22 protein-coding genes, 1 pseudogene and 1 riboswitch are annotated in these 25,841 nt (G+C 45.8%); of the genes and pseudogenes, 8 read left to right on the top strand and 15 right to left on the bottom strand.

All coding sequences use genetic code 11. The annotated features are described in order from the left end of the window. Positions 1 to 126 precede the first annotated feature (126 nt). Positions 127 to 1,599, bottom strand: a complete 1,473-nt coding sequence (locus IEX81_RS09720; RefSeq protein WP_188802890.1) for a nicotinate phosphoribosyltransferase — start codon at positions 1,597 to 1,599, stop codon at positions 127 to 129. A 275-nt stretch (positions 1,600 to 1,874) separates the two neighbouring features. On the opposite strand from IEX81_RS09720, the gene yidA reads away from it, so the two are divergent. Next, positions 1,875 to 2,687, top strand: coding sequence for a sugar-phosphatase (yidA, locus tag IEX81_RS09715; RefSeq protein WP_188802889.1), 813 nt, complete (start codon positions 1,875 to 1,877; stop codon positions 2,685 to 2,687). Positions 2,688 to 2,974: 287 nt separating this feature from the next. Here yidA and kimA read toward each other — a convergent pair whose 3' ends face one another. From kimA to IEX81_RS09700, 3 genes are all read right to left on the bottom strand, one after another. Continuing rightward, positions 2,975 to 4,879 carry a potassium transporter KimA gene (gene kimA / locus IEX81_RS09710; RefSeq protein WP_188802888.1) on the bottom strand — a complete coding sequence of 635 codons (1,905 nt, stop codon included), beginning with the start codon at positions 4,877 to 4,879 and terminating at the stop codon, positions 2,975 to 2,977. Between the two features lie 102 nt (positions 4,880 to 4,981). Next, positions 4,982 to 5,120: riboswitch (cyclic di-AMP (ydaO/yuaA leader) on the bottom strand. A gap of 135 nt (positions 5,121 to 5,255) precedes the next feature. Beyond that, entirely contained in the window at positions 5,256 to 5,579 is a 324-nt protein-coding gene (locus tag IEX81_RS09705; protein WP_188802887.1) for an AzlD domain-containing protein, read from the bottom strand. Beyond that, positions 5,576 to 6,304: an AzlC family ABC transporter permease gene (locus IEX81_RS09700; protein WP_373292366.1), complete on the bottom strand. Its 729-nt coding sequence runs from the start codon at positions 6,302 to 6,304 to the stop codon at positions 5,576 to 5,578. The genes IEX81_RS09705 and IEX81_RS09700 overlap by 4 nt, the downstream gene beginning before the upstream one ends. Positions 6,305 to 6,411: 107 nt before the next feature. Here IEX81_RS09700 and IEX81_RS09695 point away from each other — a divergent pair, with 107 nt between their 5' ends. Continuing rightward, the gene (locus IEX81_RS09695) at positions 6,412 to 6,960 is read left to right on the top strand and encodes a helix-turn-helix domain-containing protein (protein ID WP_188802886.1); all 549 of its coding nucleotides are present in this window, start codon (positions 6,412 to 6,414) and stop codon (positions 6,958 to 6,960) included. A 266-nt stretch (positions 6,961 to 7,226) separates the two neighbouring features. On the opposite strand, the gene IEX81_RS16855 is transcribed toward IEX81_RS09695, so the two are convergent. Continuing rightward, positions 7,227 to 7,676: an Rgg family transcriptional regulator gene (locus tag IEX81_RS16855; protein WP_373292365.1), complete on the bottom strand. Its 450-nt coding sequence runs from the start codon at positions 7,674 to 7,676 to the stop codon at positions 7,227 to 7,229. Between IEX81_RS16855 and IEX81_RS09690 the strand changes: the two genes are divergently transcribed. From IEX81_RS09690 to IEX81_RS09680, 3 genes are all read left to right on the top strand, one after another. Further along, the gene (locus IEX81_RS09690) at positions 7,602 to 7,877 is read left to right on the top strand and encodes a hypothetical protein (RefSeq protein ID WP_188802885.1); all 276 of its coding nucleotides are present in this window, start codon (positions 7,602 to 7,604) and stop codon (positions 7,875 to 7,877) included. The two genes, IEX81_RS16855 and IEX81_RS09690, sit on opposite strands and share 75 nt — an antisense overlap. Positions 7,878 to 8,018: 141 nt before the next feature. Then, complete coding sequence (locus IEX81_RS09685; RefSeq protein ID WP_188802884.1) at positions 8,019 to 8,216, top strand: hypothetical protein; 198 nt, start codon at positions 8,019 to 8,021, stop codon at positions 8,214 to 8,216. A 464-nt stretch (positions 8,217 to 8,680) separates the two neighbouring features. Beyond that, the gene (locus IEX81_RS09680) at positions 8,681 to 8,872 is read left to right on the top strand and encodes a hypothetical protein (RefSeq protein WP_188802883.1); all 192 of its coding nucleotides are present in this window, start codon (positions 8,681 to 8,683) and stop codon (positions 8,870 to 8,872) included. 181 nt (positions 8,873 to 9,053) lie between these two features. On the opposite strand, the gene IEX81_RS09675 is transcribed toward IEX81_RS09680, so the two are convergent. From IEX81_RS09675 to IEX81_RS09640, 8 genes and pseudogenes are all read right to left on the bottom strand, one after another. After that, complete coding sequence (locus IEX81_RS09675; protein ID WP_188802882.1) at positions 9,054 to 9,776, bottom strand: type 1 glutamine amidotransferase; 723 nt, start codon at positions 9,774 to 9,776, stop codon at positions 9,054 to 9,056. 66 nt (positions 9,777 to 9,842) lie between these two features. Further along, positions 9,843 to 11,216, bottom strand: a complete 1,374-nt coding sequence (locus IEX81_RS09670) for a MurT ligase domain-containing protein (RefSeq protein ID WP_188802881.1) — start codon at positions 11,214 to 11,216, stop codon at positions 9,843 to 9,845. 550 nt (positions 11,217 to 11,766) lie between these two features. After that, complete coding sequence (locus IEX81_RS09665) at positions 11,767 to 15,009, bottom strand: MMPL family transporter (protein ID WP_188802880.1); 3,243 nt, start codon at positions 15,007 to 15,009, stop codon at positions 11,767 to 11,769. Next, positions 15,006 to 15,455: a MarR family winged helix-turn-helix transcriptional regulator gene (locus tag IEX81_RS09660; protein WP_188802879.1), complete on the bottom strand. Its 450-nt coding sequence runs from the start codon at positions 15,453 to 15,455 to the stop codon at positions 15,006 to 15,008. The genes IEX81_RS09665 and IEX81_RS09660 overlap by 4 nt, the downstream gene beginning before the upstream one ends. 190 nt (positions 15,456 to 15,645) lie before the next feature. Continuing rightward, positions 15,646 to 16,782 carry a LysM peptidoglycan-binding domain-containing protein gene (locus tag IEX81_RS09655; protein WP_188802878.1) on the bottom strand — a complete coding sequence of 379 codons (1,137 nt, stop codon included), beginning with the start codon at positions 16,780 to 16,782 and terminating at the stop codon, positions 15,646 to 15,648. A gap of 485 nt (positions 16,783 to 17,267) precedes the next feature. Further along, positions 17,268 to 17,498 (bottom strand): annotated as a pseudogene (locus IEX81_RS09650) (DoxX family protein); the annotation flags it as partial. Positions 17,499 to 17,644: 146 nt separating this feature from the next. Continuing rightward, on the bottom strand, positions 17,645 to 19,294 hold the full coding sequence (locus IEX81_RS09645; RefSeq protein WP_188802876.1) for a M20/M25/M40 family metallo-hydrolase: 1,650 nt from the start codon (positions 19,292 to 19,294) through the stop codon (positions 17,645 to 17,647). Positions 19,295 to 19,412: 118 nt separating this feature from the next. Continuing rightward, the gene (locus IEX81_RS09640) at positions 19,413 to 20,498 is read right to left on the bottom strand and encodes a site-2 protease family protein (RefSeq protein ID WP_188802875.1); all 1,086 of its coding nucleotides are present in this window, start codon (positions 20,496 to 20,498) and stop codon (positions 19,413 to 19,415) included. Positions 20,499 to 21,103: 605 nt separating this feature from the next. Here IEX81_RS09640 and IEX81_RS09635 point away from each other — a divergent pair. The 3 genes from IEX81_RS09635 to IEX81_RS09625 all read left to right on the top strand — a co-directional run bounded on the left by IEX81_RS09635 (position 21,104) and on the right by IEX81_RS09625 (position 23,926). Next, positions 21,104 to 22,252, top strand: coding sequence for an NAD-dependent epimerase/dehydratase family protein (locus tag IEX81_RS09635; RefSeq protein ID WP_188802874.1), 1,149 nt, complete (start codon positions 21,104 to 21,106; stop codon positions 22,250 to 22,252). A 19-nt stretch (positions 22,253 to 22,271) separates the two neighbouring features. Next, positions 22,272 to 23,417: a glycosyltransferase family 4 protein gene (locus tag IEX81_RS09630; protein ID WP_188802873.1), complete on the top strand. Its 1,146-nt coding sequence runs from the start codon at positions 22,272 to 22,274 to the stop codon at positions 23,415 to 23,417. 86 nt (positions 23,418 to 23,503) lie between these two features. Further along, positions 23,504 to 23,926 carry a GtrA family protein gene (locus tag IEX81_RS09625; RefSeq protein ID WP_229727552.1) on the top strand — a complete coding sequence of 141 codons (423 nt, stop codon included), beginning with the start codon at positions 23,504 to 23,506 and terminating at the stop codon, positions 23,924 to 23,926. Between the two features lie 17 nt (positions 23,927 to 23,943). Here IEX81_RS09625 and IEX81_RS09620 read toward each other — a convergent pair whose 3' ends face one another. After that, complete coding sequence (locus IEX81_RS09620; protein WP_188802872.1) at positions 23,944 to 24,609, bottom strand: cupin domain-containing protein; 666 nt, start codon at positions 24,607 to 24,609, stop codon at positions 23,944 to 23,946. A 131-nt stretch (positions 24,610 to 24,740) separates the two neighbouring features. Next, the gene (locus IEX81_RS09615) at positions 24,741 to 25,826 is read right to left on the bottom strand and encodes an ABC transporter permease (RefSeq protein WP_188802871.1); all 1,086 of its coding nucleotides are present in this window, start codon (positions 25,824 to 25,826) and stop codon (positions 24,741 to 24,743) included. Positions 25,827 to 25,841 lie beyond the last annotated feature (15 nt).

Below are 25,841 nucleotides of genomic sequence, written 5' to 3'. Positions count from 1 at the left end.
GGACGGCCTAATGCCGAACGTGCCGCAGGACGCGGCGATCTGTTCGGTCGCTATACTTTCCTATAGTACAAAAAATGCGGCCGTCTCCGGCCGCATCCTTATCTGGTTATTTAATAAAAGAATCAGTTATTTTCCGCTGAATTCTTCAGAATAATTGTTCAGCAGATTGTGTTTCTTGTCCCAAACTTTTCTTGAGAGATCCACGTAATAATTATGCGGATTTTCAAAGCGAAGCACCTCTGCCCACTGGCGATCGACCTGCTGTGACGCAAACTTTTGAATTTCTCGCACTGACGGGCTCTCGTAGCAGAGCTTGCCGCTGCTGAAAATCTGCTTGCGCAGCAGCTCCGCTTTATAGTTTACCAAGGTCTTCTTTTTCCAGGTGTATACCGGATCGAAGATGGTCAGCGGCCGACTGTCGTCCAATGACTCATCATAGTCGCAGATAAGATCGGCGATTGCCTTATCCGCATCTTTTTCATAAATCCGGTAGATTTTTTTGAATCCTGGATTAGTGATCTTCTCTTCATTTTCACTAATTTTAATCCGGGGAATAATTTTCCCGTCCTTTTCAACAGCGACCATTTTGTAGACACCGCCGAAAACCGGTTCGGACCTGGCCGTGATCAGCCGTTCGCCGACACCGAAGGAATTAATCTGTGCGCCTTCGGCAAGGACATCCTTGATGATATGCTCGTCAAGTGAGTTGGAGATGACGATGACGGCTTCCGGAAATCCCGCTTCGTCCAGAGCTTTTCTGACTTTCTTCGTCAGATAGGTGATATCTCCGGAATCGATACGGATGCCAAGCGGCTTGTGTCCTTTCTCCTTCAGTTCGCGGAATACCGTGATGGCGTTCGGAAGTCCGGATTTCAGCACATTGTACGTATCAATCAGCAGCAGACACTGGTCCGGGTAAGCATTCGCCCACGCGCGAAAAGACTCAAGCTCACTGTCAAACAACTGAATCCAGCTATGCGCCATCGTTCCCGAAACGGGAATATCAAACATCATTCCGGCCAGCGTGTTGGCCGTGGCTGAACAGCCTCCTATGACTGCAGCTCTTGCTCCATAAATTGCTCCGTCATAACCCTGTGCGCGCCTGGAACCGAATTCCATCACCGGCCTCTTCCCGGCAACACGGCAAATCCGGTTCGCTTTCGTTGCGATCAGCGTCTGATGATTGATGGTGACAAGCACCATCGTCTCGAGAAGCTGCGCCTGAATCGCAGGTCCTCTGACTGTCACAAGCGGTTCATTTGGAAAAACAGGATAGCCTTCAGGAATGGCCCATACGTCGCACGTAAACGTGAAATGAGCCAGATAATCCAGAAATTTCTCGGAAAACTGGCCGGTCGATCTGAGATACTTGATGTCATCTTCCGTGAAGTGAAGATCCTTTAAATAGTCAATCAGCTGGTCAACACCGGCCATAATACAATAGCCGCCGCCGTCAGGCACCCTGCGGAAATACATATCAAAATAGACGATCTGGTCGCCCACTCCTTCTTCCAGATAACTGTTCCCCATCGTGAGTTCGTAGAAATCCACCAGCATGGTAAGATCTCTGTCGTTTCTCACGTCAAACCTGCAATCCATGTCGCATTTCCTCCAATGTGGTCGGTTATGTAAGTCGAACTTTGACTTGAGTATACTATTGCCGGGCAATCTTGTAAACTGAAAGCGGATTACAGCTTAACAGGGCCGCAGATTTCGTAAAACGCGACAAATTCAGCTCATATTTCAGAAAATATTTTTGTATGAATCAATGGATAAACAGCCTAAAATCACCATGATCCATTATTCCCACTTTTAACTGTGAAGCAGTATACTTAGATTATTATGAAAAGCGTTCTTTCATGGAGGAAAAATGAATGATTAAGCTGGTAGCTATCGATCTGGACGGAACATTGCTGAACGAAGAGAAAAAAATTACGACAGAAACACAGACAGTGCTGAAGCGGGCAAAGGAACAGGGTGTCAAGGTGGTTCTGTGTTCGGGCAGGCCGCTGCTCGGCATCGCGCATTATCTGGATGAACTGGGACTAAGGGAAAGCGGCGACTTCGCGATTACCTACAACGGCGGCCTGGTGCAGAAAACGGATACGGGAAAGATTTTGTCCGAGAAGATCCTGACCAAGAGCGATGTTGTTTCGCTCTATGCTTTAAGCCAAGAGCTTGGTGTACCGATGAATTTTATTGATCTGGAAAAGGTCTACAGCCCTGCTCCGCCCGCGGGAAAGCCTTCATTGTACGGGAATATCATGAAGGCGCTGCCGTTCGTCAGTGTTTCCATGGCTGCGCTTCCAGACGATTTGAAAATCAACAAAGCGATTTTCTGTACCGATCAGCAAGCCCTGGATCAGGCAATTGAGCAGATACCTGAATTTATTACGGAGAAGTACACCATCATGAAATCAAGACCGTTTCTCCTAGAAATCCTGAATAAAGAAGTCGATAAGGGAAAAGGACTGCAGGCTCTTGGCCGTCATCTTGGCATCCGCGCCGATGAAATGATGACGCTCGGAGACCAGGAAAACGATTTGGCAATGATTCGTTACGCAGGTTTGGGTGTAGCCATGGGAAACGCGATCGACGATGTGAAAGCAGCGGCTCAGTTTATCACGCGAACCAATACGGAAGACGGTGTCGCTTACGCCGTTGAAAAGTTCGTGCTGAATCAATAAATCATTTTGCTCATTAAACATCCTTTATACGGAAAGAAACATTCAAATCAATAAAAACAGCCGGCATGACTCAAGACATTCATGCCGGCTGTTTTCATTCCTGATTTATTGAGCAACAAGCAGCGCTTGATTCAGGCCTCTTTAGATTTTCTTTCATTCCCGGTTCCTGCACCTTCAGCAGCTTTGCTTCATCCATTCGTTTAAAAAAACTACAGTTTTGTGTTTAGAAAGCTCGCCGGAAAAAAGAGTATTGGCAAACGGAGTTTAAAACAATCCGAAAATATTTTTTATTTTTTCAAATGAAAAGGAACCGTTGTGATTACAACGTCTTTATGCAGGAACAGCCAGGCGCGGAGAATCAGCGCACTCTGGTTATGCAACAGGTTGTGCCAGCCCTTCCTCATAATGAACTGTGGCATCAGAATGTGAATATAATCCCCTTCGCTCTTCTTAGCCTCTAGATCATGGATGAAAGACGAAATCGGCGCGAGCAGAGACCGGTACTGGCTTCTAAGCACGACAAGTTCACATGGTGAGCCCCATTCCTCCCATCGCTTCTGTATCTTCTCTATTGATGCCTCATCAAAGCCGACATATACGGCAATCACGTTCGTTCCTAGACTCTTTGCGAATGACAAAGTGTTATCGACCACACGGTGAATGCCGGAAACAAGGACAATCGACGTCACTTTATGGGCTGTTGGACGATCTTTCGCCAGATCAATGCGAAGCTGCCGGGCGACCTCCTGATAGTGCCGCGATATGGACAACGAAAAAGAGACAAAGAGAGGTAAAATGACGATAATCAGCCAGGCACCGCTTGTAAACTTCGTAACCGCAAAGATTACTGTGACAACCATTGTCACGATGGAACCGACGCCGTTGATCGCCCGGTTTATCCGCCAGTGACGCCCTTTCACACGGTTCCAGCGACGGACAAGACCCACTTGGGCAATGGTAAAAGAGACAAACACACCGATCGCATAGAGCGGTATCAAGCTGTTTGTATTGGAATGAAAAAGTGCGACAAGCAGACCGGCGAGAGCCGCCACCATCAATATACCATTGGAATAGGACAACCGGTCGCCCCGCTGTGCGAGCTTGCGGGGAAGATAGCCATCCGAGGCAACAATAGCCGCGAGTTGTGAAAAACCATTAAATGTTGAATTTGCGGCTAAGATAAGAACGACAAAGGTTGACCAGGTGATCAGCTGGTAGATCCATCCATGTCCGAAAGTCAGCCCCGCCAATTGCGACAGCATTGTATTACTTGAATTAACAGTTATCCCGCGAACATAGAGATGGTAGGTAAATCCAAGCAGCGTCACACCTTCAAGGATTCCCAGGGCTATATACGTCTTTATCGCATTTTTTTGCTTTGGCTCCCGAAAAATCGGCACCGAGTTGGAGATCGTCTCGATACCGGTCAGAGCTGAACAAGTGGAACTGAAAGCCTTCAAAATCAGAAGTGTGGTCAGATCTTTCGGCACTGTTCCGAAAGCAGGTGTGGCTGCCTGGACGAAACCGTGCCGCACTTCATCGGCAAAGCCGAAAAAGATAAGGGCAAGCATACAGGCCATGAATAAAAAAGTCGGCCAGGCGAGTAAATTGGCGGCTTCGGCAACACCGCGCAGATTGATAATGACCATCACGAGAATGCAGACAAGAGCAAGCGTTGTCCGATAGGGAGTAACAATAGGATAGGCAGAGGCAATGGCTGCCATTGCAGCCGAGACGGACACGGCCACTGTCAGCACATAATCGACAAGAAGCGCGCTTGACGCCGTAACCGCCACCCAGGGCTGCTTAAAATTGTTTTTCGCAATCGCATAAGCCCCGCCACCGTTCGGATAAGCGAGAACACCCATAATATAAGAATTGATTAAGATTGCAAGCAGCAGTACAGTCGCTACGGTCAACGGCAAAATCAGCCATTTCGCACCAGAGCCCAGCTGAACCAGTTCGGACATGCCCGCTTCAGGACCGTAAGCAACAGAGGAATAAAGGTCCGCCGACAAGATCGGCAGAGCGATCCACCATAAAAGCAGCGTGCGATTTGATCTTAACGCCTCGCTTTTCATCGGCCGCCCGATCAGAACGCGCTTGACGGAATTAAAGTGCGAGATGCCAAGCCAGCCCAAAAAAGCCACAACAATAACTACAGCAATATTTAACCACTCTACCTCACCCATGAAACCTCACCTTTCTTTTAGTCCAACCCTTTTTTTCGAAGAGAGGCAAAAACCGCAGAGCGCAGGCTCTGCGGTTTTCATTCAGAATGCACAGTTACCGCAACCTTCTCCTTGAACGCTGGCGAGGTTAGCTGACGGATTCGGGCAAAAGAGTTGCCCTACCTTGTGACAGGATTCACCCCATGCGGCTTCGGCCGCAACTGGTTCCCCCGCTTCGTGACGAATTAAGCGATTTAAGATTGAAACTATAATCAAACCGTAACATAGCTTACTTCCAAAATTTAAATTTGTAAAGAAAAAAATTTCCATTTCTATTTTTAATATTCTCCATGCTTCGATAACTATTCTCTTTTGGCTCCATGAGGCACAAAGTTCTTCAGCTTAAGAACCGAAGTAGCGCCATCGCCGCAACACCGGCAATGACCGCATAGAGCAGATTTTTAGTCAGAATTGAAACAATTAATGCAGGTAAAACTGCGACTGCCGCTTGCCAATCGATCAGTACACGGCCGCCAGATCGGATAAAAAGGCTGCTGACAATGAGTGCGGTCATAATACATACGGGAATATAGGCCAGCCATTTAATAACCGGTGCCGGCAAGCGGATACTGCGAATAACAATAAACGGTAGAACGCGCGGCAACGCTGTAACCAGAGCGCATCCAAGGAAAAGCAGCAGATTACTTATCTGAACCGTCATTTTTCCGTCAGCACCCCAATCGTTGCGCCTATAAGTGTTGATGTCAGCACGGCAAGATATGAAGACATGAAAAAAGATAACACTGCCATCAAGAAAACGGTGCAAAAAACAAGAAAAAGTTGATGCACGAGTCTGCTCCGTTTTATCCCGTCCAGGTGCAGAACAAGCAAGGCGCAGAACATAGCTGTCAAAGCAAAATCCAGGCCCAACGAATCCGGAGACGGCACCCATTTTCCGAGCAGGGCACCCGCCGTGCATGAAACGATCCAGACAACATACGCCGAAAGATTGAGGCCGTACATCCAGCGTGCGCTGATCCCTTGTTTTTTTATAATTTTTCCAATTGCTACCGCAAAGGTTTCATCCGTCACAAGAACACCCATACCGATGTTCTTCAAGAGACCATACTTCACGAAGGATGGGGCAAGTGTGGAGCAAAGGAGAAAATGCCTGCTGTTCACAATAAATGTCGTAAAAATGATCGCCGAATACGGGCTTCCGGCCGCCAGCATGGCACAAATGATAAACTGTGACGCGCCGGCGTAGATCCACGCCGCTAGAAGCGCATTTTCAAGAACACTTAAATGCGTCGCCGATCCGACAATTCCAGCCGCAAAAGCAATCCCGACATAGCCAAGAAGAGTCGGCAGACAGTCCCTGACACCTTGAGAAAAGGTCGGTGCTTCCCGGGCGGCATCCGCCGGTACATTGACCATCTCACTCATCACGATCCCACCATTCAGATGATGTTTGTTATAAAGAACATATGTATGCTATATACTATTATCATGTGTTATAATTGTCAACAACAAATCACTTTGGAGGTTCGATCATGGATCATCTGCAGCACTGCATCGCACGAAATTTACAAGCCGTCCGAAATCAAAAGGGATTGAGCCTGGACGGAGCTGCCTCGCTCACCGGAGTCAGCAAATCGATGCTCTCACAAATCGAAAAGGGAAAATCCAGCCCTACGGTCAGCACACTATGGAAAATTGCTTCGGGCCTTCAAGTTTCCTTTTCTTCTCTAATGAAAGAAGAGGCTGCGGAAATTAAAAAAATTGACAGCCGGAACCTCTCCCCCGCTTTGGACGATAGGAAAAAATACAGTGTGTATTCACTTTTTCCTTACCACCCTGAAAAAAAATATGAAATTTATCTCGTTAAACTGAAGCCGCACGCCGCCCACACATCCGAAGGGCACACCGGAGAAGAATATATGCTGATCTCAACAGGATCGGTCGCCCTGACGATCAATGAACAAACCTCTGTACTCCATGCCGGCGACGCCCTTCTTTTCACCGCCGGCAGCGCTCATACCTATCGCAACGAATCAGATCAGGAGGCGTCTTTCTTTGATCTGATCTACTACCCAGAATAAATTTTCCCTCAAGTCATACCGACAAGGCTCTTCCAAACGGCAATCATTCAGCTTGCAGCATTAGACGTTCCATTTCCACGGCTGTTTCTTTTGCGAAAACGGAGAAAGGCAATAAAAGAGAAGAATGATCTTCTCTCGACTGCTGGCTTTCATTATACATTTTTTTATTTCTTAGTCGCTTCAGAATAAGAAATATTTCACAAACAAACGTCAAAAAAATGAGAGACGCAACAACGGCTGACACTCGGGCGCTCGAAGCACGGCTCTCAACTTGTCCTGTCACTTACTCCAAAAAATATGTAAATCCAATCGATATGAGCGGGACAGGCCCTCACAGCCGCAAAACGCAGCCGAAAAAGAGCTCCGGCGCATTCCTGTATCGCTTGATCCGCATAGCGGCAGGCACCAGGAAACTGTCTATTATTGATGAGCAGGAGCGTCATATTTAATAGATAGGCAGGTTTCAGCCTATAATTGCCGTTGATGTAGGAAAATTTATTGATCTCCCGCAAAGCCCTTTCTACGATTGCAGTCCCTGTATCAAGAGGAAACAAAAAGAAAATATTATTGATCAGTTTGAGTTCGATTGAATACCAGCTATCCAGATTAGAAAGCCGTTCCCAGATTTTGATTGCATATGAATGAACATTTTCAAAGTCGTTTTCTGTAGAAAGAAGGAATTGGGCGCGGCACGCGGATCTAATGTCCTCGACCACACTCAGAAAAGATATGATCTGATTTCCATTGCCTATGCAAGAAAGGGTATAGCCTTATGCAATATGGATAAGAAGAACCCGGGTGTCTCTGCCATCAAGAAAGCTCTTGAGGTTAATTCGGCCCTTGACCAGCTTAAAATGAAAGAAGCAATCTGCGAAGAAGTCCGTCAAAAAACAGACATCGACTCTTCTCTTTTATGATTGGTATTTTTAAAAAAAAATCACTTTTAAGTACATTGTCACGCGATTGTGTAATTATTTTGATAGATGTTACATTTGGCCCGTTTTTGTGAAATTTAACTTGAAAATTTACGATATACCATCTGACAGGGAGGTGAAAATATGCCAATAAGCGGTGTTTCAAGTCCTTCTTCTTTTGCTGTTTATCAGCAATCTCCGGCTCAGCATTCGCAGCAGGCTGCCGCACAGAATCAGGCCGTTTCTGCAGATCGTGATCACGACAACGACACTGACAAAGCGGGCAGCCGGGATAATGATGGCAACGGAACGGCAGGAAAATTCATTGATGTACGGGCCTGACCCGGTTTTCCGAAACACTTGGATTAATTGTCCAGGTGTTTTTTTATTTTTCCAGTGAACTGCCTCGATGCGATCGTTCCAAACCATGAATCTCCGCATTTCTTGACCCTTCCATCGTTCTCCCGAAAATATTTCCCCTTCTTTTTCTCCCATTCAACAAAAAGTACTTAAAAAAAGAACCGATTTCCGCAGGATGATTTATTCAAAACGCTTAACCTCGTCCCCTGGGAAGCGAGTACTTTGAAAAATAAGATTTTCCTGTCGAGCGGTTTCCGCGACCAACCGCTCAAAAGAGAAGGGATCAGCCGTAAAGTTATTGAAGTAAAGTTAGGCGAAATAAATCTTCACTCTTAATCGTCATCTGCCATGAATGCTTGAAACGGAGAGTCCGCAGCAGTAGCCTGTCGGACGCTATCTTGTCTCAGCCCGAAAGGTCCTCAAACCCAATAAAGGAGAGAATTAAAATGGGAGAACAGGAATACAAAGAAAAGCTGCCGATCGGATCGGAACAGCTCAGATCATATTATGGTCTCAGCTACGAAGAGTTGTTTCATGAACTAGTTGCATTTAATATGATTGATGAAACCGGCAAACCGACGGAACTTGCGCTCAAAAACGGGTGGATGAATATGATCGAAATCAAGCAGGGGCACTGATTTTTCAATTCGTTTCATCACGAATCAGAGTCTTAAAATACACGCCAATAGTCTCGCGTCAATCATTTAGCAAGGCCTCTCCCACTGCAACGAAGACAAGAAAAAAGGTACCGATTTTGATAAATACCGGCACCACCTGATGATTCTTATGATTAACACGGCGAACATTGAAAAGGCGGAATCAGGCGTATCTGCTCCACACTTTCTCGGCGGCTTCATGTTCCCACGAGTCATCGAGATCCGCAAGTTTTGCCTGGCCATACTTGCGATCGAGCGCGTTGCCAATGAGAAAATCAGCAATAGAGGGATTTTTCGGAAGAACCGGGCCATGGAGATAGGTGCCGATCAAGTGTTTATAAACAAGTCCTTCCTTCTTATCCTTCTTGTTGTTTCCGTAGCCCTTAATAACCGTACCAAGCGTTTCGTAAGGATGAAAGGTCTGACCCGCGTGATTTTCAAATCCAACGAGTTTACCGAATGTTTCCGACTCCATCAGTACGTCTCCGACTAATCGGTTTTCTTTAGAAATCGTGTAAAAATCCACGATGCTTAATCCCTCAAGTTTCTCACCGCTTAGCATCTGATAATAGTTGCCGAGAAACTGATATCCGCCGCATACCGCCAGACAGGGTGTCCCGTCTTCTACAGCGGATTTAAAGCTATCCTTGATTTTCTTTAATTCTTCCGTACAGAGAGCCTGTTCTCTGTCACTCCCGCCGCCTATAAAAAGAATGTCGGCCTGAGAGAGCGGAACGTCACTCGCCTGATCAATTTTATTAATAGGAACGACGTTTAATGAAATTTCACGCCATTCACATCTTTTCTTCAATGTTAAAATATTTCCCCGGTCGCCGTAAAGGTTTAATTTATCCGGAAAAAAATGAAAAAGAGTCAACGATTTCACATTAAGAACCCCTTTTATTAGTGATACCGGCACTCCGGTCCCTGGCAAGCTCCTCCTGAATCAAGTCTAATTTCGGACCATCCTCTTTTCCGTAACGGGAAAAGAATGATCGGACTGCATCTTTTGTTCCAGATAGCTTCTGACATGCTCAAGCGGTGTGTAATTCGGCAAGTAATAAGTTAGAGATTTTGAATCCAAGGCCTGATCGATTGCTTTTTTCAGGTCGGGAATAATCCTGACTTTTCCCTCCTCGATCTCTGCGTATTTCATCCTGATGGCCAAATCATAAGCTCTCGTACCGCTGCAAATGATCTGCCATACATTCTCGTTTCTGAATTTTTCAAAATCCACATCCCAGATCCAGGAAATATCTTCACCGTCTGCCTCGAAATCGTTCAGAAAGAGCACAATTTGTTTTTTCTGAGGATCATCGTTGACTTCAGAAATTGTTATATTATAACCTGCCGGATTCTTCACGAGGTTCAGCACCTGGCGGGCATGATTGATCATATACGTCGTCATTCTGCCATTCTTTACACTATACGTCTCTAGTCCCTCTCTGATGGCCTCGACAGGAATCCGAATTTCCTGCGCGACGGAAAAAGCTGCCAGTGCATTATAAATGTTGTGCACACCTGAGAGGCTAAGCGTATAGTCCGACTGATTAATCGTCATTTCATAACCGTGATCTGCTTTTCGTACGTTCTCCAGCTCGAACTTCGGGTCGTGTCTTTTAAAACCGCATTCGCATGAGTAGTAGCCGAGCTGCCCATAAAAGGTATGTGAATATTGGAGCGGTCTGCCGCAATGCGGGCAATATTTTGAGTCCGCCATGCTGTTTTTTTCAAAATGAATCGCGTCAGGGCCGATACCGAAGTATATTTTCTCATTCTTGAGATCGGAGAAACGGTTAACAAATGGATCATCGGCATTTAAAACAAGCTTTGCGTCGACATTTTCGATCGCCTTATAAATCTTTTCAATCAATAAGTCAATCTCTCCATACCGATCCAGCTGATCCCGGAAGAAATTGTTGATCACAATGATTTTAGGTGTGATTTCCTTAAGGAAGGGGATCATTGTCGCTTCATCCACTTCAACAATCGCCCATTTGTCTTTCATCTTTCCATTAAGACCGGCGTCATCAATAAATGCTGTCGTGATGCCCGACATCAGATTATTGCCCAATGAATTATGAACAGACGGGATATGCCCCGACTTGAAAATATTGGAAATCAAATTGCAGGTTGTTGTTTTTCCGTTCGTCCCGGTAACCGCAATAACATTCATTGTTTTTGACAATTTCTTCAAAATGCGGGGGTCAATCATTCTTGCCAATTCTCCGGAAATGGTATTCCCCTGCCCCTGATGCATGAGCTGGATGAATTTTTTTACCCCTCTGTTTGTTAGTATCGCCATGTAAGTATTGATAGCTGGCAAGGGATGTCGACCTCCTCTAATCTGATCTCCGTAAATAAGACCTGGCCGGTCAAATCTCAGCAATTTGTCCTATTTTTTTATCAAACAAGTGTATAAAATATTTTCTATTGTCCTAGACTGATTTTGGTGAACAGTACAGCCTACAGCAACTTGTTTTAGTCGGCTTTTTAGTGTATATGCTTGAAGATGGAACAAAAATACTAAAACATTTTCAAGTCACTCATGATCCTTATTTTTCTTAGTTTGAGAAATCGATTCATTTTTATTCCTTTTTTTTGATCCATTTTGGCGGATTCAAAAAGTCTTAACCGTCCCCGAAACCGGTGCAAATGGTTTAACGGATCATTTGTGCCAAAAAGCTTTATTTACATTTCATTATCGTTCATGTCATTTATGGAGTCAATCAGCATACAAAGATTTTTGTCACTTTCTATCTAAATTTCGGCCGGACGACTCTTCTTCTCCTTCCACAAGAAATTCCACGTCCCGAACTTCTTCCAAACGGTTCCTGATCTTGTGCCCAATCACAGACTTTCACTGAATCTGTGATTCACTTTGCTGAAATCCGGTGTTCCTCAGGTTTGGCTGAAGCCCACATCCGATCCGTTTTTCTAGATATAAAAGGCCACCAATTGCCTCTCCCAAAAAGTTTAACCATAACAGGGACAAACAGCGGAATGACGATCACCGCGTACAGCAGCAGCCCGATGATGACGGTCACGGCAATCTCCACAAGTGAGAGCATACCGGACGGCAGCATGGCTGCAAAAGTGCCGCCTAGTATAATCACAGCTGAAAAAATGACACCGCCCATATGCCAGAGTGTCAGCAGCATGCGCTCTTTAATCGCCAGTCTGGCATACTCGTTAAATCGAGTCATCACAAAGATCGAGTAATCAATACCGAGTGCTATCAGGACGATAAAGCCAAAGAACGGAGTCGTCCAGGTCAGCCCCGAATAACTGAAAATTTTCGTAAAGATCAACCCGCTTAAATCGAGCGCCGCAAAATAGGTCAGCAGTAACGAAGCCATAAGATAGACCGGCATGGTCAGAGATCTTAATACTACAACAAGTGCGATGAACACGCCTATAAGGACAAAAGATACTGCGCGCTGATAATCCGAGTTGGCCATTTTCTGAATATCGCTGTTGGAACTTGCGACCCCGCCGATCCCAATCTGCGCATTTTCCAATTTAGTACCCTTCAGCAGGTCAGGAAGCTGCTTAACCAGTGACTGAAAATGGCTGATACCTTGGTTAGAATACGGGTCGTCTTTTGAAATAATACTGATGCTGGCGACTTTTCCATCTTTGCTTATATATTGATCGAGTGATTTTTTAAAATCAGGGTTTGAGAAAATATCTTGCGGTACATAGATTCCGGAATCATCATAAGAAACCTCGGTCCAGTTATTGATAAAACTGTTGGCCGAGTCAATGCCGTTTCTGATTTGCCGGGCACCGGCCGCTCCCTTTGAAAGACCGGAAGACAGACTGGCCATCTGACTTTGTACCTGTCCGAATCCCGATTGAATCTGACTTTGTCCTGAAGCGATCTGAGCCAATGCGCCGGATAACTGAGGTGTCTGCGCGATCACCTGATCCTGGCCGGCGGCCGCCTGATTCAGCCCGGTCTCAAGCTGGCTGAGGCCGGTGCCGATCTGCGACAGGCCGCTCTGGAACTGGCTGAGGCCATCCGCCACCTGTAAGGATTGGCTGTTAAGTTGATTCATCGCGTCCGCCAGCTGCTGGATGCCCGCGTTGAGCGCATTAAGTTGAGCCTGAGCGGTTTTTGTTTGTCTGTCGATTTCCGCTTGAATCGATTGCATCAGATTCTGCGTGACTCCGGGTAGCTGCTTAAGGTCTGAAGTTAACTGCACAAATTTCGGATCGTTCGTGACATTCGGATTCGCTTTGATATAAGCTAATAAATCATTCTGGATATGTGCGAAAGCCGCCGTCAGTTTCGCTGTATCGATCGGCGCGGGCTGGCCGGAAGCAGCAGATAAAGCGTGGAGCTGATCGGCGATTTTCTGCAGATTGGCTGCAACCTGCCCGTAGCCGTTCTGGAGTTGAGTCTGACCGGATTGCAGCTGAGCCAATTGTGTCTCTGCGATCTGAATGTTCGTTCTTATTTGCGAAGTGCCTGAAGCACCGGATTTGATACCGCCGGAAATCTGCGCAAGTGCATTCTGCAAAGTACCGATTCCGTTTTTCGTCTGAAGCGTTCCCGCCTGCAGCTTATCGATATTGGATCTCGCAGCGTTTAACGAAGGTTGCGAGGCGCTGATCTGATCACTCGTGTTTTTCAAATTATCCTGGATTTGACCGATTCCCCCCGAGGCACTCGCCAATCCCTTATGTACCGTCTGCGACTGATTTTTCACATAGATATCGTTCAGCCTGCTGCCAAGCGGACGGGAGACACTCAGTACCTTGTCCACATTCCCGTTCTTGCTTAATTCATTGGAAATACGCTCAAACAGAGCAACGTATTCCGGGCTGCACATGTTCTCGTCATTCTTAAAATAGATCGTTGCCGGGGATATATTCCCCGCCCCGAAGTCGCGGGAGATCATATTGAAACCTGTTTTCGAAGGATATTTGTCCGGTATTTCCTGGGGCGAGTTGAAAGAAAGCTGTCCGTGATAAAAAATGATCGGCGGAACGGTGAACAAGCCAACGATGAGGAGCGCCAGAACGGGTTTGGTAAAAGAGAGATTCCCCGCCCACGCCCAGATTCTGCTTTTCGACTGCTTCATGTTTCGATTTAACGGCCAGAACAGCTTGTTTCCAAGACCGACCGTAAATAACGGAAGAATCGTAAATAAAGCCATCATTAGAAAGACAACACCGACCCCAACCGCAACGGCACTTCGGTATAAAGAGAACTGAACAAAAGCCAGGGCGAGAAAAGCGATCAGTACGGGGATGCCGCTGTGAAGCACGGTAAGCCCCGCCGTCTTATAGGTGTTCAACGTTGCCTGAACTTTATCTCTTCCATTTGCCAGTTCTTCTTTGAAACGGCTTAAAAGCAAAATGCAGTAATCCGTTCCAATGCCGAACATAATGGCAACCATAAAAATTTGTGTGAAATTAGAAATTGGGAAATTAAAATATTTTACGAGAAAGGAAACGACAGATTGTGCGACAACATAGCTGATGCCGACTGCGACTAATGGAACAAATGGGGCAACGACAGATCTGAAAACGAGGAGGAGCACAATCAGTATAAAAGCAACGGTAATACCCTCCGTTTTTTTCAGCCCCTCTTCCGCTGCTGTGCTCATGTCGTCATTGATCAGAGCTTCACCGGTCAAATAGGTCGTTACTCCATTGGTTTTCACTTCGCCGTCAATCGCCGACCTGACTTCCCGAGTTGTCAGACTCTTATTTTTTTCAATTTGGAAAGCGGCCATCAGCGATTTCTTATTTTTCGACAGCAATGTGCTTTTCAGCCCCGCGTTGTCAAAACTGTCGGTCACACTTATGATGTGGAGCTTTGCTTTTTCATTTTTAATTCGCTGCAATGTATTTTTAATCGCCTTCATATTTTCTGCTGTCAATCCGGTATCTGAATGAAAGACTGCCATATAGGTCGTTCCGCCATTCGCTGCCTGCAGCTTTTTCTGCAAAGTTGCAGCAATACTCGAAGAGTAATCACTCGGCAGTGCGTAACTCCCTTTATCCCGGACGAGCTGGTTCATATTCGGTGCAGTAATAAGCAGAACGATTAGTGTGGCCAACCAAACGATTAAAAGCACCCAGCGCAGTGTGATCATTTTCTTCATTTTTCAATCTCCGATTTTGTTATGATTTCGTTTATTTTCTTATAGATGCGAATGAATTCTTTGCTGTCCTTTTCGCCCACTTCCTGAATCCATCGACCGACAAGTTGCTGTATTTTCTGCTCCCCTTCCAGAAAAATCTCCCTGCCCCTTTCGGTGTTATACAGTCCGAAGCTCCGGTTATCGATCTTCTTTTTTTCAATAAGCTCCCGGGTCATCAGACGGTTGACACGTATACTGACGCCGCTTTTATTGATCTCCAGTCTTTCCGCAATCTGGACGGGGCTGAGGCCCGGACTTTGTTCCAGCATTCTCAGGATGCAAAGCTGTTCGAAAGTGATCGAATGCTTTTTGACGATTTCTTCAACGACTTCGTGGATCTTGCTTGATGTGTAAATTGACAGTTCTTCGTAGTCTTTTATCAGAGCTTTGATCGATTCCAGTTCCAAAGTTCTGCTCCCTCCCGAAAAATAGATAACTGTATTAACTATCGGTTATCATAGCGGATAAAAGTTAACTGTGTCAACCATTATTTTTAAAAAAATTTCGCAATTGAACATGGATCGTCGAAAAAGCAGAAAGAGAGTGCCTGACTTTATGAACAGGCACTCTCTCTTCTGGATTGCAAGACAAACGGTTTTATTGTGGTATGACAAGCTGCTGATTCGGAAAAATCAGTGTAGAAGTCAGATTGTTGGCTTTAATCAGCTGGCTGACAGTGGTTCCGTGGGAAGTGGCGATCCCCCAAAGTGTGTCATTTTTCTTGATTGTATATTTTTGGGTGGTTTCCTGAAGGTACAACTTTTGGCCAGGATAGATTGTGGTAGATTTCAGATGATTAATCAACTGAATTTTGCTGATGCTGATCCCGTCATGCCTGGAGATTGCCCAAAGCGTGTCGCCCGTTCTGACCATATAGAAGTTCTTCTGTGCCGGGTTCGAAACGGAGGCTGCAGGAGCTGAAGCAGGCACCTGATTCACCGGTTTTGCCGAGGTCTGATCCGCAGAAGGCTTTGCCGGTGAGGGAGCTTGTCCACTCAGTTTAAGCGTTTGTCCGGCGATAATCAGATCGGAAGAAAGTCCGTTCAGCGCTTTAAGTTCGGATACGGATACATGCGCCGCCAAACTGATCGATGAGAGCGTATCACCTTTTTGAATAGTATACGTTGCTCCATTAATCGCAGAACCTGCTGTTTGTGAAGCGGCCGGGGTGGCCGGGGTCACCGGGGCAGCCGCCGGCTTTTGAGGGCCGGAAGTTTGTTGCTGACCGGATGGCTGCGATGCGCTGACGGCTTTTACAACAGGTGCCGGTGAAGCACTCGCAGAATCGGACGAATTGCTGATCAGGCGGCGTGCAGTCACATATCTCGGAGCCCAATAGCTTGAAGCGCCGCCTCCGAAAATCTGTGTTTCGCGAACGCCGACCTGCTCGTTTTCGGAACTGATCATCATATTGTTACCTACATATATCCCCACGTGAGTAATGCCGGGTGCATATGTACTGAAGAATACAAGATCGCCTGGCTGAAGGTTATTCTGGCTGACATAGGTTCCATAATTAGCCTGCGCTGCGGCGTTATGCGGCAGATCGATTCCAAACTGTTTGAACACATTCATCGTAAAGCCCGAGCAATCATTTCCTCCCCACACATACTGCTGTCCAATGCCCTGCATGGCAACACTGACGGGAGTTGCCGCCAGCGCGTGTTGAGCGCCTATCGTTCCCGTCAGAACCAGACCCCCGATGATCGCGACAGGTAAAACTGATTTTTTCATAAAACACTCCTCCAGATTTTTTGTTTCCCATTCCAAAGTTATCGTTTACAATCCGAGTCTTCTATGTAGTCGATCCGAACTTCATCGACAAATTAATAGTAACACATTTAGCCGGTTATACCGATTACATCTTTTTAACACTTAACTTATCATAAATTTATTGGTTTTGATATTTCAGAAAACAAATCAGGAAAAAGCAAGAAACCGCGACACAAAAGGAACAGTTTATTAGATGCTCTTATTTTACAAAAAATAGAAATGCCGATCCCCCTTTCACAAGGATCAGCAATGACTGTTTTCCTTTTTTCCTTTAAATTCCATAGGTACACAAATAACATCTTTTTCCTCTATTGAGATGACTTTGTTCTGTAAAAATATGAACACCTTTTCCGGTTACCCTGCTTAAAACAGGAGCCAGAAAGGTGTTCGGCACGTGTTTTTTGATTTTTATTGCATCTTTTCAACAATACGCCGTTTTTAATTATTTATCTGAAGATAATGGAATCAAGGCCGTAACTGCCTGCACCAATCAGAGCGACGCCGATGACAACAGCAGTAATAAGCAGGTTATATTCGTAGCCATTTCCAGTCACCCAATAGCCGTTTTTTGCATGAACGGTCGCAATGGCTACAATCATTGTGCCTGTAATCAATACCGCTGAGAGTGGCGTAAGCAGTCCAAGAGCAAACAAAGCGCCGCCTGCCAGAACGGCCAAAGAACGCGGCGGCCAGTACCATCAGTGCACCGATCCAGGTACATTCACATGCTTCTCCCTGCAAATAATAAAACAGGCACAAACCCGTTGTGGATCACGCCTGTTTTGTTTGGATTGAAATTGAGTCACGAATTTTCCGTCTTACTCTATTTAGCAGACTTGGCCGTTTGCTTGCTTAATGAGAATATTTGATGGATACAGAAACGCAGCATGTCCGGAAGCGGACCAAATGCATAATCCGTATCCAGACGTTCGGTCCATTGATGGGCATCCCTTCCCACCGGCCCGAGATTGATTACAGGTACGGATAGTTTTTCAATTTCTTTAAAGGGAATGGAATAACCTTTGTTCCATAATGGCATGTTTGTGATCAGTGTGTCCATCGTCGCCTTTTCATTGGCCAGTCCGATGTAGCTTAAATCGGAAATGCCGTTGAAATAATGCCGCCAGATCATCTGAATATGATGAGAATCGCCAGCGTATGTTCCAACTTTCGAAATAACTTCCTGTACCAAAGGAAGTTGGTGCGAGCTGACAGCCGGATAAAAGGGCGGGGCAAAGAAGATAACGATGAGAGGCTCCAGTTCCTTACACATGCTCGATAACCGGTCCGCCAATTTGATCGTGATCCCGCGGTCATCCAGTTCACCGCGTCGGCTGAGCACCTGTTCCAGTTCCGAACGGACCCGCTTCTTTCCAAGCCGTTCGCAGGCGTAACCGCTCAGTTCCTCATAAGTCATCACATTGACCTTTACACTCGCCGGAGATGAAGATGTGCGTTCGGAGAAACGTTCGGCCCGCTCATTAAAAGTTCTTTCAATCTTTAAGGCCGCCTGTCCTGCTTTTTGGCGAAGCAAAGAGACAGCCTCTTTGACCGTCCTTTCCAGCAGAAAAAAGTTAAATAAAGTCACCGCACGATGCGGAATTTGCACGGAGTAGCCCTCTTTCAGATCACGTTGCATTAAATTGCTCGGGGGAGGAGCAGCGTTCCCTTCATCCGAATCGCATAGTTCCGTGTCCAGCTCCAGCTCTGAAGTTAGAACGGAAGCCATAAAGTTTCCGTTTAGTCCGGCAAATGGTTCACCGACATGGGTGGCTTTTCCGCAGCATAGAAAACCGGGCATGATTTTCCCGATCGATCCGGTATAAATATACTTGTTACGATCTCCCGGATACGCTGTAAACATCGGTTCGGCGTTGAGTGCGAAAATATAGCTGAGATTAAACTCTTCCGCAATTTCAACCAGACCCGGAACAGCGGCTCTCATGCCGATGGAATTCGCTTCTTCATCCGGTACGGAAACAAGCAGTATATTCCCGTCAAACTCTCCTTCGCAGGCCCATTCGATCATGGACAGGTGCAAAGCGAGTCCGCACTTCATGTCCATCGTTCCCCTTCCAAAAAGCCAGTTGCCCGTTTCTATATCCCGGCGGACCTGCTCAGTACAGTTGATACCGTTTTGATAAAACATCTGTGTCAGTTCTTCCGGTTGGAAGGCGGCCTCCTTCCATCTCCCATAATCCTGGACACCGACAACATCGAAGTGGCTGAAGAGAATAACAGTTTCTTTGACGGATGATCGGTGTTTCACAAGAGCCGTTGCATAAAAACGGCCGTCTCCCGTCGGTGTTTTTTTCAGATGATCAGGATTTTTTTTAAAATAGGACAAATCGGATAATTGGTTGATAACGACATCCGGAAACATTTTTTCAGCTTCCGACTCCGAAATACTCGGAATTTTCACGAGATCGCACAACAGCTCTATCAGTTGTTCTCTCGTTCTCCATTTAGTCACCGGGGAACACCGCCTTTAAGTTCTTGCTTCTTGAACAATCAATGTCTCTTTTCTTTCCGACCAGCACATTCATAGTCATCATAACGGCAAATATCAGTGATTCGAAACTCAATCTACCCTATAGATTTGACGGGGGCGGAAGCATTCCCTGGCTCACAAAATACAGGGCGCCGAGAAAAACTGTCAGGCATACATAGGCCATGCCGACTACTATTTTTTCTCTGATTGATGTCTTAAAATAATTTTTGGCGCGCTTATATTTCTTTTCTTCACTTTTGATTGTTTCTTCAAGCCACTTTAAGCTGTCGTCCGGACCTTCTAATGACGTTTCATGATAAATTTCCGCCTGCTTTTTCAATAAATAAAGCCGTGCTTTCTGAAAAATTTTTCCTGATCTTTTCCGCTCTTTCAGCCGTCTGATTCTTTCCATGAGATTTGACCGATGCCGTTCATCTTTGTAAATCGTTAAATTACGCTGATAAATATCCTCGTTCTCCTGAAGTTTGCCGAAATCCTCTTTTCTCCTGTATAACATTCTCAGATAGGCTTCAGTCAGCCGGCCAGCATAAGGTTCACGAATTTGAATAATGACTTGGGTAACCCCGATGAGCAGGATAACAAGCAAGATTGGGTTAGGCGCTATAAACATAAAAGCGCCTAATAGCAGCAGACCGGCAAACCATATTTTCGGCGAAATCACAGTTACAATCCTTCCGCCGTCGAGCGGAGAGATCGGAATGAGATTAAAAAGATTGATAATGGATCCTAAGTAGACCGCCAGAAGCCACACATCGGCGCGCGTCACAAGGTACAGACCGAGCGCGAAGACTGTGGCAACGGCTCCCAGAAAGGGGCCGCCATAAGCGACAAAGCTCTCATCCTTTGAATGCTTGGGCTCTCCTTTAAGCCCTGCTGCCGCGCCGATAAAAGGAATAAAAAAAATAGCCGATGTTTCGATTTTTCGCTGTTTGGCAGCGAGCATATGCCCGGATTCATGCAAAACGAGAGAATACATTAAGGCGATAGCAAATGCCCAGCCGTAGGCAATTGCATAGACGCCAAGCGACAGGAAGAGTGTAATCAGTGTGGACAGCTTTGTGAATTTCAAAATTATTAAAAGGTATTTAACCTTCGCAAAGAAAAACAACGCAACTGACATGAATCCGAATGCTGCCTGTCTTCGCCTGTTTTTGCGACCGGACACAAGCGTTCGCCTCCCGCTTCCGCCCCTCGGAAAGGGCTGAAAATGTAGAGAGGGCCGGACTTGATGGCCCAAATAAACCGTTTAATTTTAAGTTTCTTGTTTTTATTTTATCGTTAATCAGCCGGACATCAAATCATTTTGTCCTTCCCTTTCTAAATTTTAACGAGTTTCCCGGCAAATGCTTTTTTCCTTACGAACCATAGTCCCTAAATTTACAGCGGATGCTCGAACTGCACGTTTCTTTGAACGCATGAAAACCGGTTTTTTTCGGTTCTGCATATTAAGCGGTCTTTGGCTGCTTTCATGATTCAATCAATCTATGCGTTACGAAAAAAAATCTTAAGCTAGTTTTAATCTTTTTTTCAGTAATTTTTCATGTTTGACTGATATAATGGTAGTGTTTGTCAAAAGAGGCCATTTGCTGATTTTTACAAGGCAAGTGATCTTTTCTCAACTTTTTTGCTTTTCCCTGTTGTTGTCTTTCAGAAAATCAGCGGGAATGAATGGACACGGAAAGTTTTTTGTCCGCATTAGCTTTATGAATAAAGTATCAGACAGCAACCGCAGCACGAGCGTTAAAACTAACCCAATAGGAGTGCCATGACATGAAGATTATTGTTGCAGGTGGAGATGGATTCTGCGGATGGCCGACCGCTCTGTATCTTTCGAAAAAGGGCCATGAAGTGTCAATTATTGATAATTTTTCGAGAAGAAAATGGGACAAAGAGCTGCATTCCAATTCCCTGACTCCGATTCTGACTTTGAAAGAGAGAGTCGCAAAATGGAAAGAGCTCACCGGAAAAACCATCGACATATATGAAGGCGATTTGAATCACTACGATTTCCTGAGTCAGGTACTCAGACAAGTCGGACCGGATGCCTTTGTTCATTTTGCTGAACAGCGCTCGGCGCCTTACTCGATGATCGATCGAGAACACGCTGTTTTTACGCAGGTAAATAATGTTGTCGGCACGCTGAATGTTCTTTACGGTATCAAGGAGATTGTTCCCGAATGCCATTTGATTAAGCTTGGAACCATGGGCGAGTATGGAAATCCGAATATCCCGATTGAAGAAGGCTTCATCCGTATCGAACACGAAGGGCGTGAAGACGTCCTGCCTTTCCCAAAACAGCCGGGTTCGATGTACCATCTGTCCAAAGTCCATGACAGCCATAATATCATGTTTGCCTGCAAAACCTTTGGCATCAGGGCGACCGATTTGAACCAGGGTATTGTGTATGGCCTGTACACCGACGAAACACTGATGGATCCTTCCCTGATTAACCGGCTCGACTATGACGGTGTATTCGGAACCGCTCTTAACCGGTTCATCATTCAAACCGCAATCGGGCATCCGCTGACCGTTTACGGAAAAGGCGGGCAGACCAGGGGATTTCTCAACATCATGGATACCGTCCGCTGTATCGAAATCGCGGCGGAAAATCCTGCGGATCTCGGCGAATTCCGCGTCTTTAATCAGTTCACTGAAGAATTCTCCGTTCTGGATCTGGCCCGGAAAGTACAGAATGTCGCCGACGAAGAAGGCATGCCTGTAAAAATCGATCACCTTAAAGACCCGCGTGTCGAGCTGGAAGAGCATTTCTTTCACGCAAAGAATACGAAACTGCAGCAGCTGGGACTGAAGCCTCATCTGCTGACCGATGACGTTATTCGAAATATTTTGCATGCGGTTGTTCAGTATAAAGAACGCGTGATCGCTGAGAATGTCATGCCGACCATTACATGGCGATAACCGGCGAGGTGATTTCAGGATGAAAATAGCGATCGTTACGGAAACCTTTCTCCCTTCTACGGATGGAATTGTGACGCGGTTATGTGAAAGTGTCGGATGGCTTAAGTCCCAGGGACATCAGATTCTGATCATCGCCCCGGACCTGGGTGTGAACGAGTATGAAGGAATACCTGTCAAAGGGATTCCTGCTCACCGGCTGTTCTTTTATCGAACAAAAAAATTTGCCTTGCCGCATCCGCTCGTTAAAAAATACCTGGAATCTTTTCAGCCTGATATCGTTCACATCGTGAATCCGGCGCTTCTCGGACTGGCCGGTGTTTTCTACGCGAAGCGGCTGAGACTTCCTTTAATCGCCTCTTATCACACAAATGTGGCTCAGTACATGAATTATTATCACCTGTCCCTGTTTAAGCCTTTAATCTGGCGATATTTCCGTTCCATGCACAATCAGGCGGAAATGAACCTCTGCACGTCTCAGACTGTGAAAGAAGAACTGGAAAAGAGAAAGTTCCGGAATGTTCATCTGTGGAAACGGGGCGTGGATCTTCAGAGATTCCGTCCGGAAATGAGAAGTACGAACATGCGCCATCGATTGACCGATGGCCATCCGGATAAAACGCTGCTTCTTTATGTAGGAAGGCTGGCTGCTGAAAAGGAGATCGAAAAGATCAGAGAGGTTTTGGAGGCCTCTCCCGATTTATGGCTGGCACTCGTCGGCGACGGACCGCATCGAAAAGAGCTGGAAACTTATTTCAGCCATTCCAACGTGACATTTACCGGTTTCCTGTATGATGAAGCATTGGCCGAGGCGTATGCTTCGTCCGATCTATTTGTGTTCCCGTCGACTACGGAAACGCTTGGCCTGGTCATTCTTGAAGCCATGGCGTCCGGTCTTCCGGTCGTTGCCGCGGACAGCGGCCCCTCGCGTGAACAGATCGAAAACGGAAGGAGCGGTACGCTCTATGATCCGGACCGTCCGGATGATTTTCTTCAAAAAGTGCTCTCGATTGTCACCACTCCCCGGTATCTCGATACAATGAGAATAACGGCGAGGCAGGAAAGCATTCATTTGGGCTGGAATAAAGCATCTGAACAGCTGCTTGGGTTTTACAAAGAAGTAGCTAAAGGAGTCCCGCTTTCTGTGAACAAAAGAAAAATCATATGATTTGAATATTTGCTGCATTGGCAGTACGCTTTTCTATTTGAACAGCTTACGGTCCGGACCAACGCACCGGAGAGGAGGCCCTTCCCTTGTTCCAGTTTACTCAGTTTTCGATCATCGGAATGACCAATGCCGTCGTTGATCTTGGCTCGATGAATCTCTTGCTTGTCTTTTTTCCCACAAAATTGCACGCTCTGCTGCTTTTATATAATTCTATCGCCTATATTCTGACGATGATTAACAGCTATATTCTGAATTCGCGAATTACCTTCAAAAGAAATTCAGATCGGACAGCTAAACAAAAATTGCATTACATTGTCCAGGTCGTCATCTGTTTTCTTGTAAGCAACGTGGTATTCATCGGCGGCGTTTTCGTTACGGAAGGACTTTTTAACAATGCCTGGATCGCACAGAACACCTCAAAGTTGATGTCCATGGTGCTTTCTTCATTGGCAAGCTTTTATCTGATGAAATATTATGTGTTTAAAAAAAGAAAACCAGAATCAATTTAATGACAAACCGATCCGCGTCAGAAATGGATCGGTTTGTCATTTATGATGATCACTATATTTTTATTCTTTCCAGATTGGTTATCCTGTTTTAGCCGGGTGGCTTTTGGGCTCTGCCGTTCTCCGGTTTCCAATCTGTTCCCTTCAGGAGGCCCGATGACAACCGACTCTTTGATGCAAGATAAAATTTCTGCTGCTTTACGTGCATCAATGCCGTAAGAAAGCTGGAAAACTTCCGGCGGTGTCAGGCGGAGTGTATCGGACCCTTCAGCCGTTTCAAACTGATCGTTGTTAAAAAAGAGATGGAGATGAAGTTTTCCTGATCGCGGTCTGATCCAGTGCCACCATGCCATGGGAATAAAAACGACCTGGCCGGGTTTTGCTGTGTAGCTGTGCATCCGGTCATGATCCGGATCAATAACTGAGATGACCGCTTCGCCTGAAACAACAACATCCAATTCCCAGGCATTCGGGTGCCAATGAGGTTCCCGGATGTGTCCTTCTGTCAGGTAGAGATCTACGAAGGCCCCGCCTGCCAAAGCAGGTAATTGTGTTGAGCTGACTTCGTAGGCCGCATTTCCCGCGTCCCGTTTAAAAAAAAGATTGTCTCTTGGATCATAAAACAGATTCGGTGTACCGCTTGTTTTCTTAATGTTTGTATTGTCTGGAACAAATCCGGGCTTCACCGCTTACTCCCCTCCCATTATCCCGAATAGTCAAAAGCGCGCCGCTAAACCTTTATATGTGGAAAACACGGGCGGTGTGAATGAACTGAAAAAGTATTCCCTGATACTTCAGGCTTCCTGTCCAGCTCAACTTATCGTCTTAAAAACGTAAGGATTGCGGTCAGCCCCAAAATAACCAGCACAGGAGGCAGCGAGACCCATTTACTGAAACGAACCCATACTGAATCTTTTATTTGATCATTAAGAGGAACAACGGTAAAAAAATCATTCGCCAGCATTTTCTTGAACAGGATTTTCAGCCACGCGTTCACAAAAAAATTAAAGATGATTGCGACAATCCATTTCAACCAGAGAGGCAGGACTGTGATGGCTAAACAGGTAACCACAATGATCTGATAATAGGAAAAGACATAGCTTTTATTTCTTAGGAATGTTTTGAGCAATAATTCCAGCAAACCGTGCTCCTTATCCCTCTTTTTAAAAAGCCGTCCGGAATGCCTGAATAAGAGCAGCGGTTTCTTCCGTCTGCTGACTGGCTGTTTTTCCACTTCAGCTGAGAAATGTAATATAAATTTGATATATTTATTTCTTTCCCTTTCGTCAATTTCCAGTTCCCGGAACCATCTGTTTGTTTTCTTCAGCTGCGCCATATGAAAGCAAACAATCGCTAAAATACAGACAGCTCCGCAGATTCCGTACAGGACGGAACTCAGGCTCGCAATTAGACGAACCGATCCTATAAAGAGCACTAGATAGAGTATCCACCTGTATATGGTGCGATCGATCGTTTTCTTTATGGTGAGAATGAATAGTTTGAACGCGCAGACTGCCAAGTACAGACACAGAATTTCTATTAGAGAAAAATGATAGATGTTTACCAGCACCGGCAACATGACAATAAAAATCAAGGCAACGCCCGAAAAGGCAAGAAATATGGAAAACAGGAATCCGCCCTTCTTTAACTGGCCCAGGATATCTCTTCGCTGAATAAGAAAAAGCAAATCGGCATCGAAGAGATACGTTCTGATGTTGCCCCCTGCCGACAGAAAAAGAATCACCAGTAATAATAGAGAAAATGGAAGCTGTCCGTCCCAGTAAATAAGTATATTGCGCCAAAAGTCCGCATACAGAAAGGGCGCTATAATCAGGGCAGGGACAAGAACATACAGGGTTATCGTCCAGTCAAAGACAGAATGACGTTCCAATGAAAATGCCATTCCCGAATGAATCTT

The sequence above is a fragment of the Sporolactobacillus putidus genome, from assembly GCF_014647035.1.
GTDB classification, from domain to species: Bacteria; Bacillota; Bacilli; order Bacillales; family Sporolactobacillaceae; genus Sporolactobacillus; species Sporolactobacillus putidus.
The sequence above is the reverse complement of the archived record's forward strand: the minus strand, read 5'-3'. Positions and strand labels throughout refer to the sequence as shown.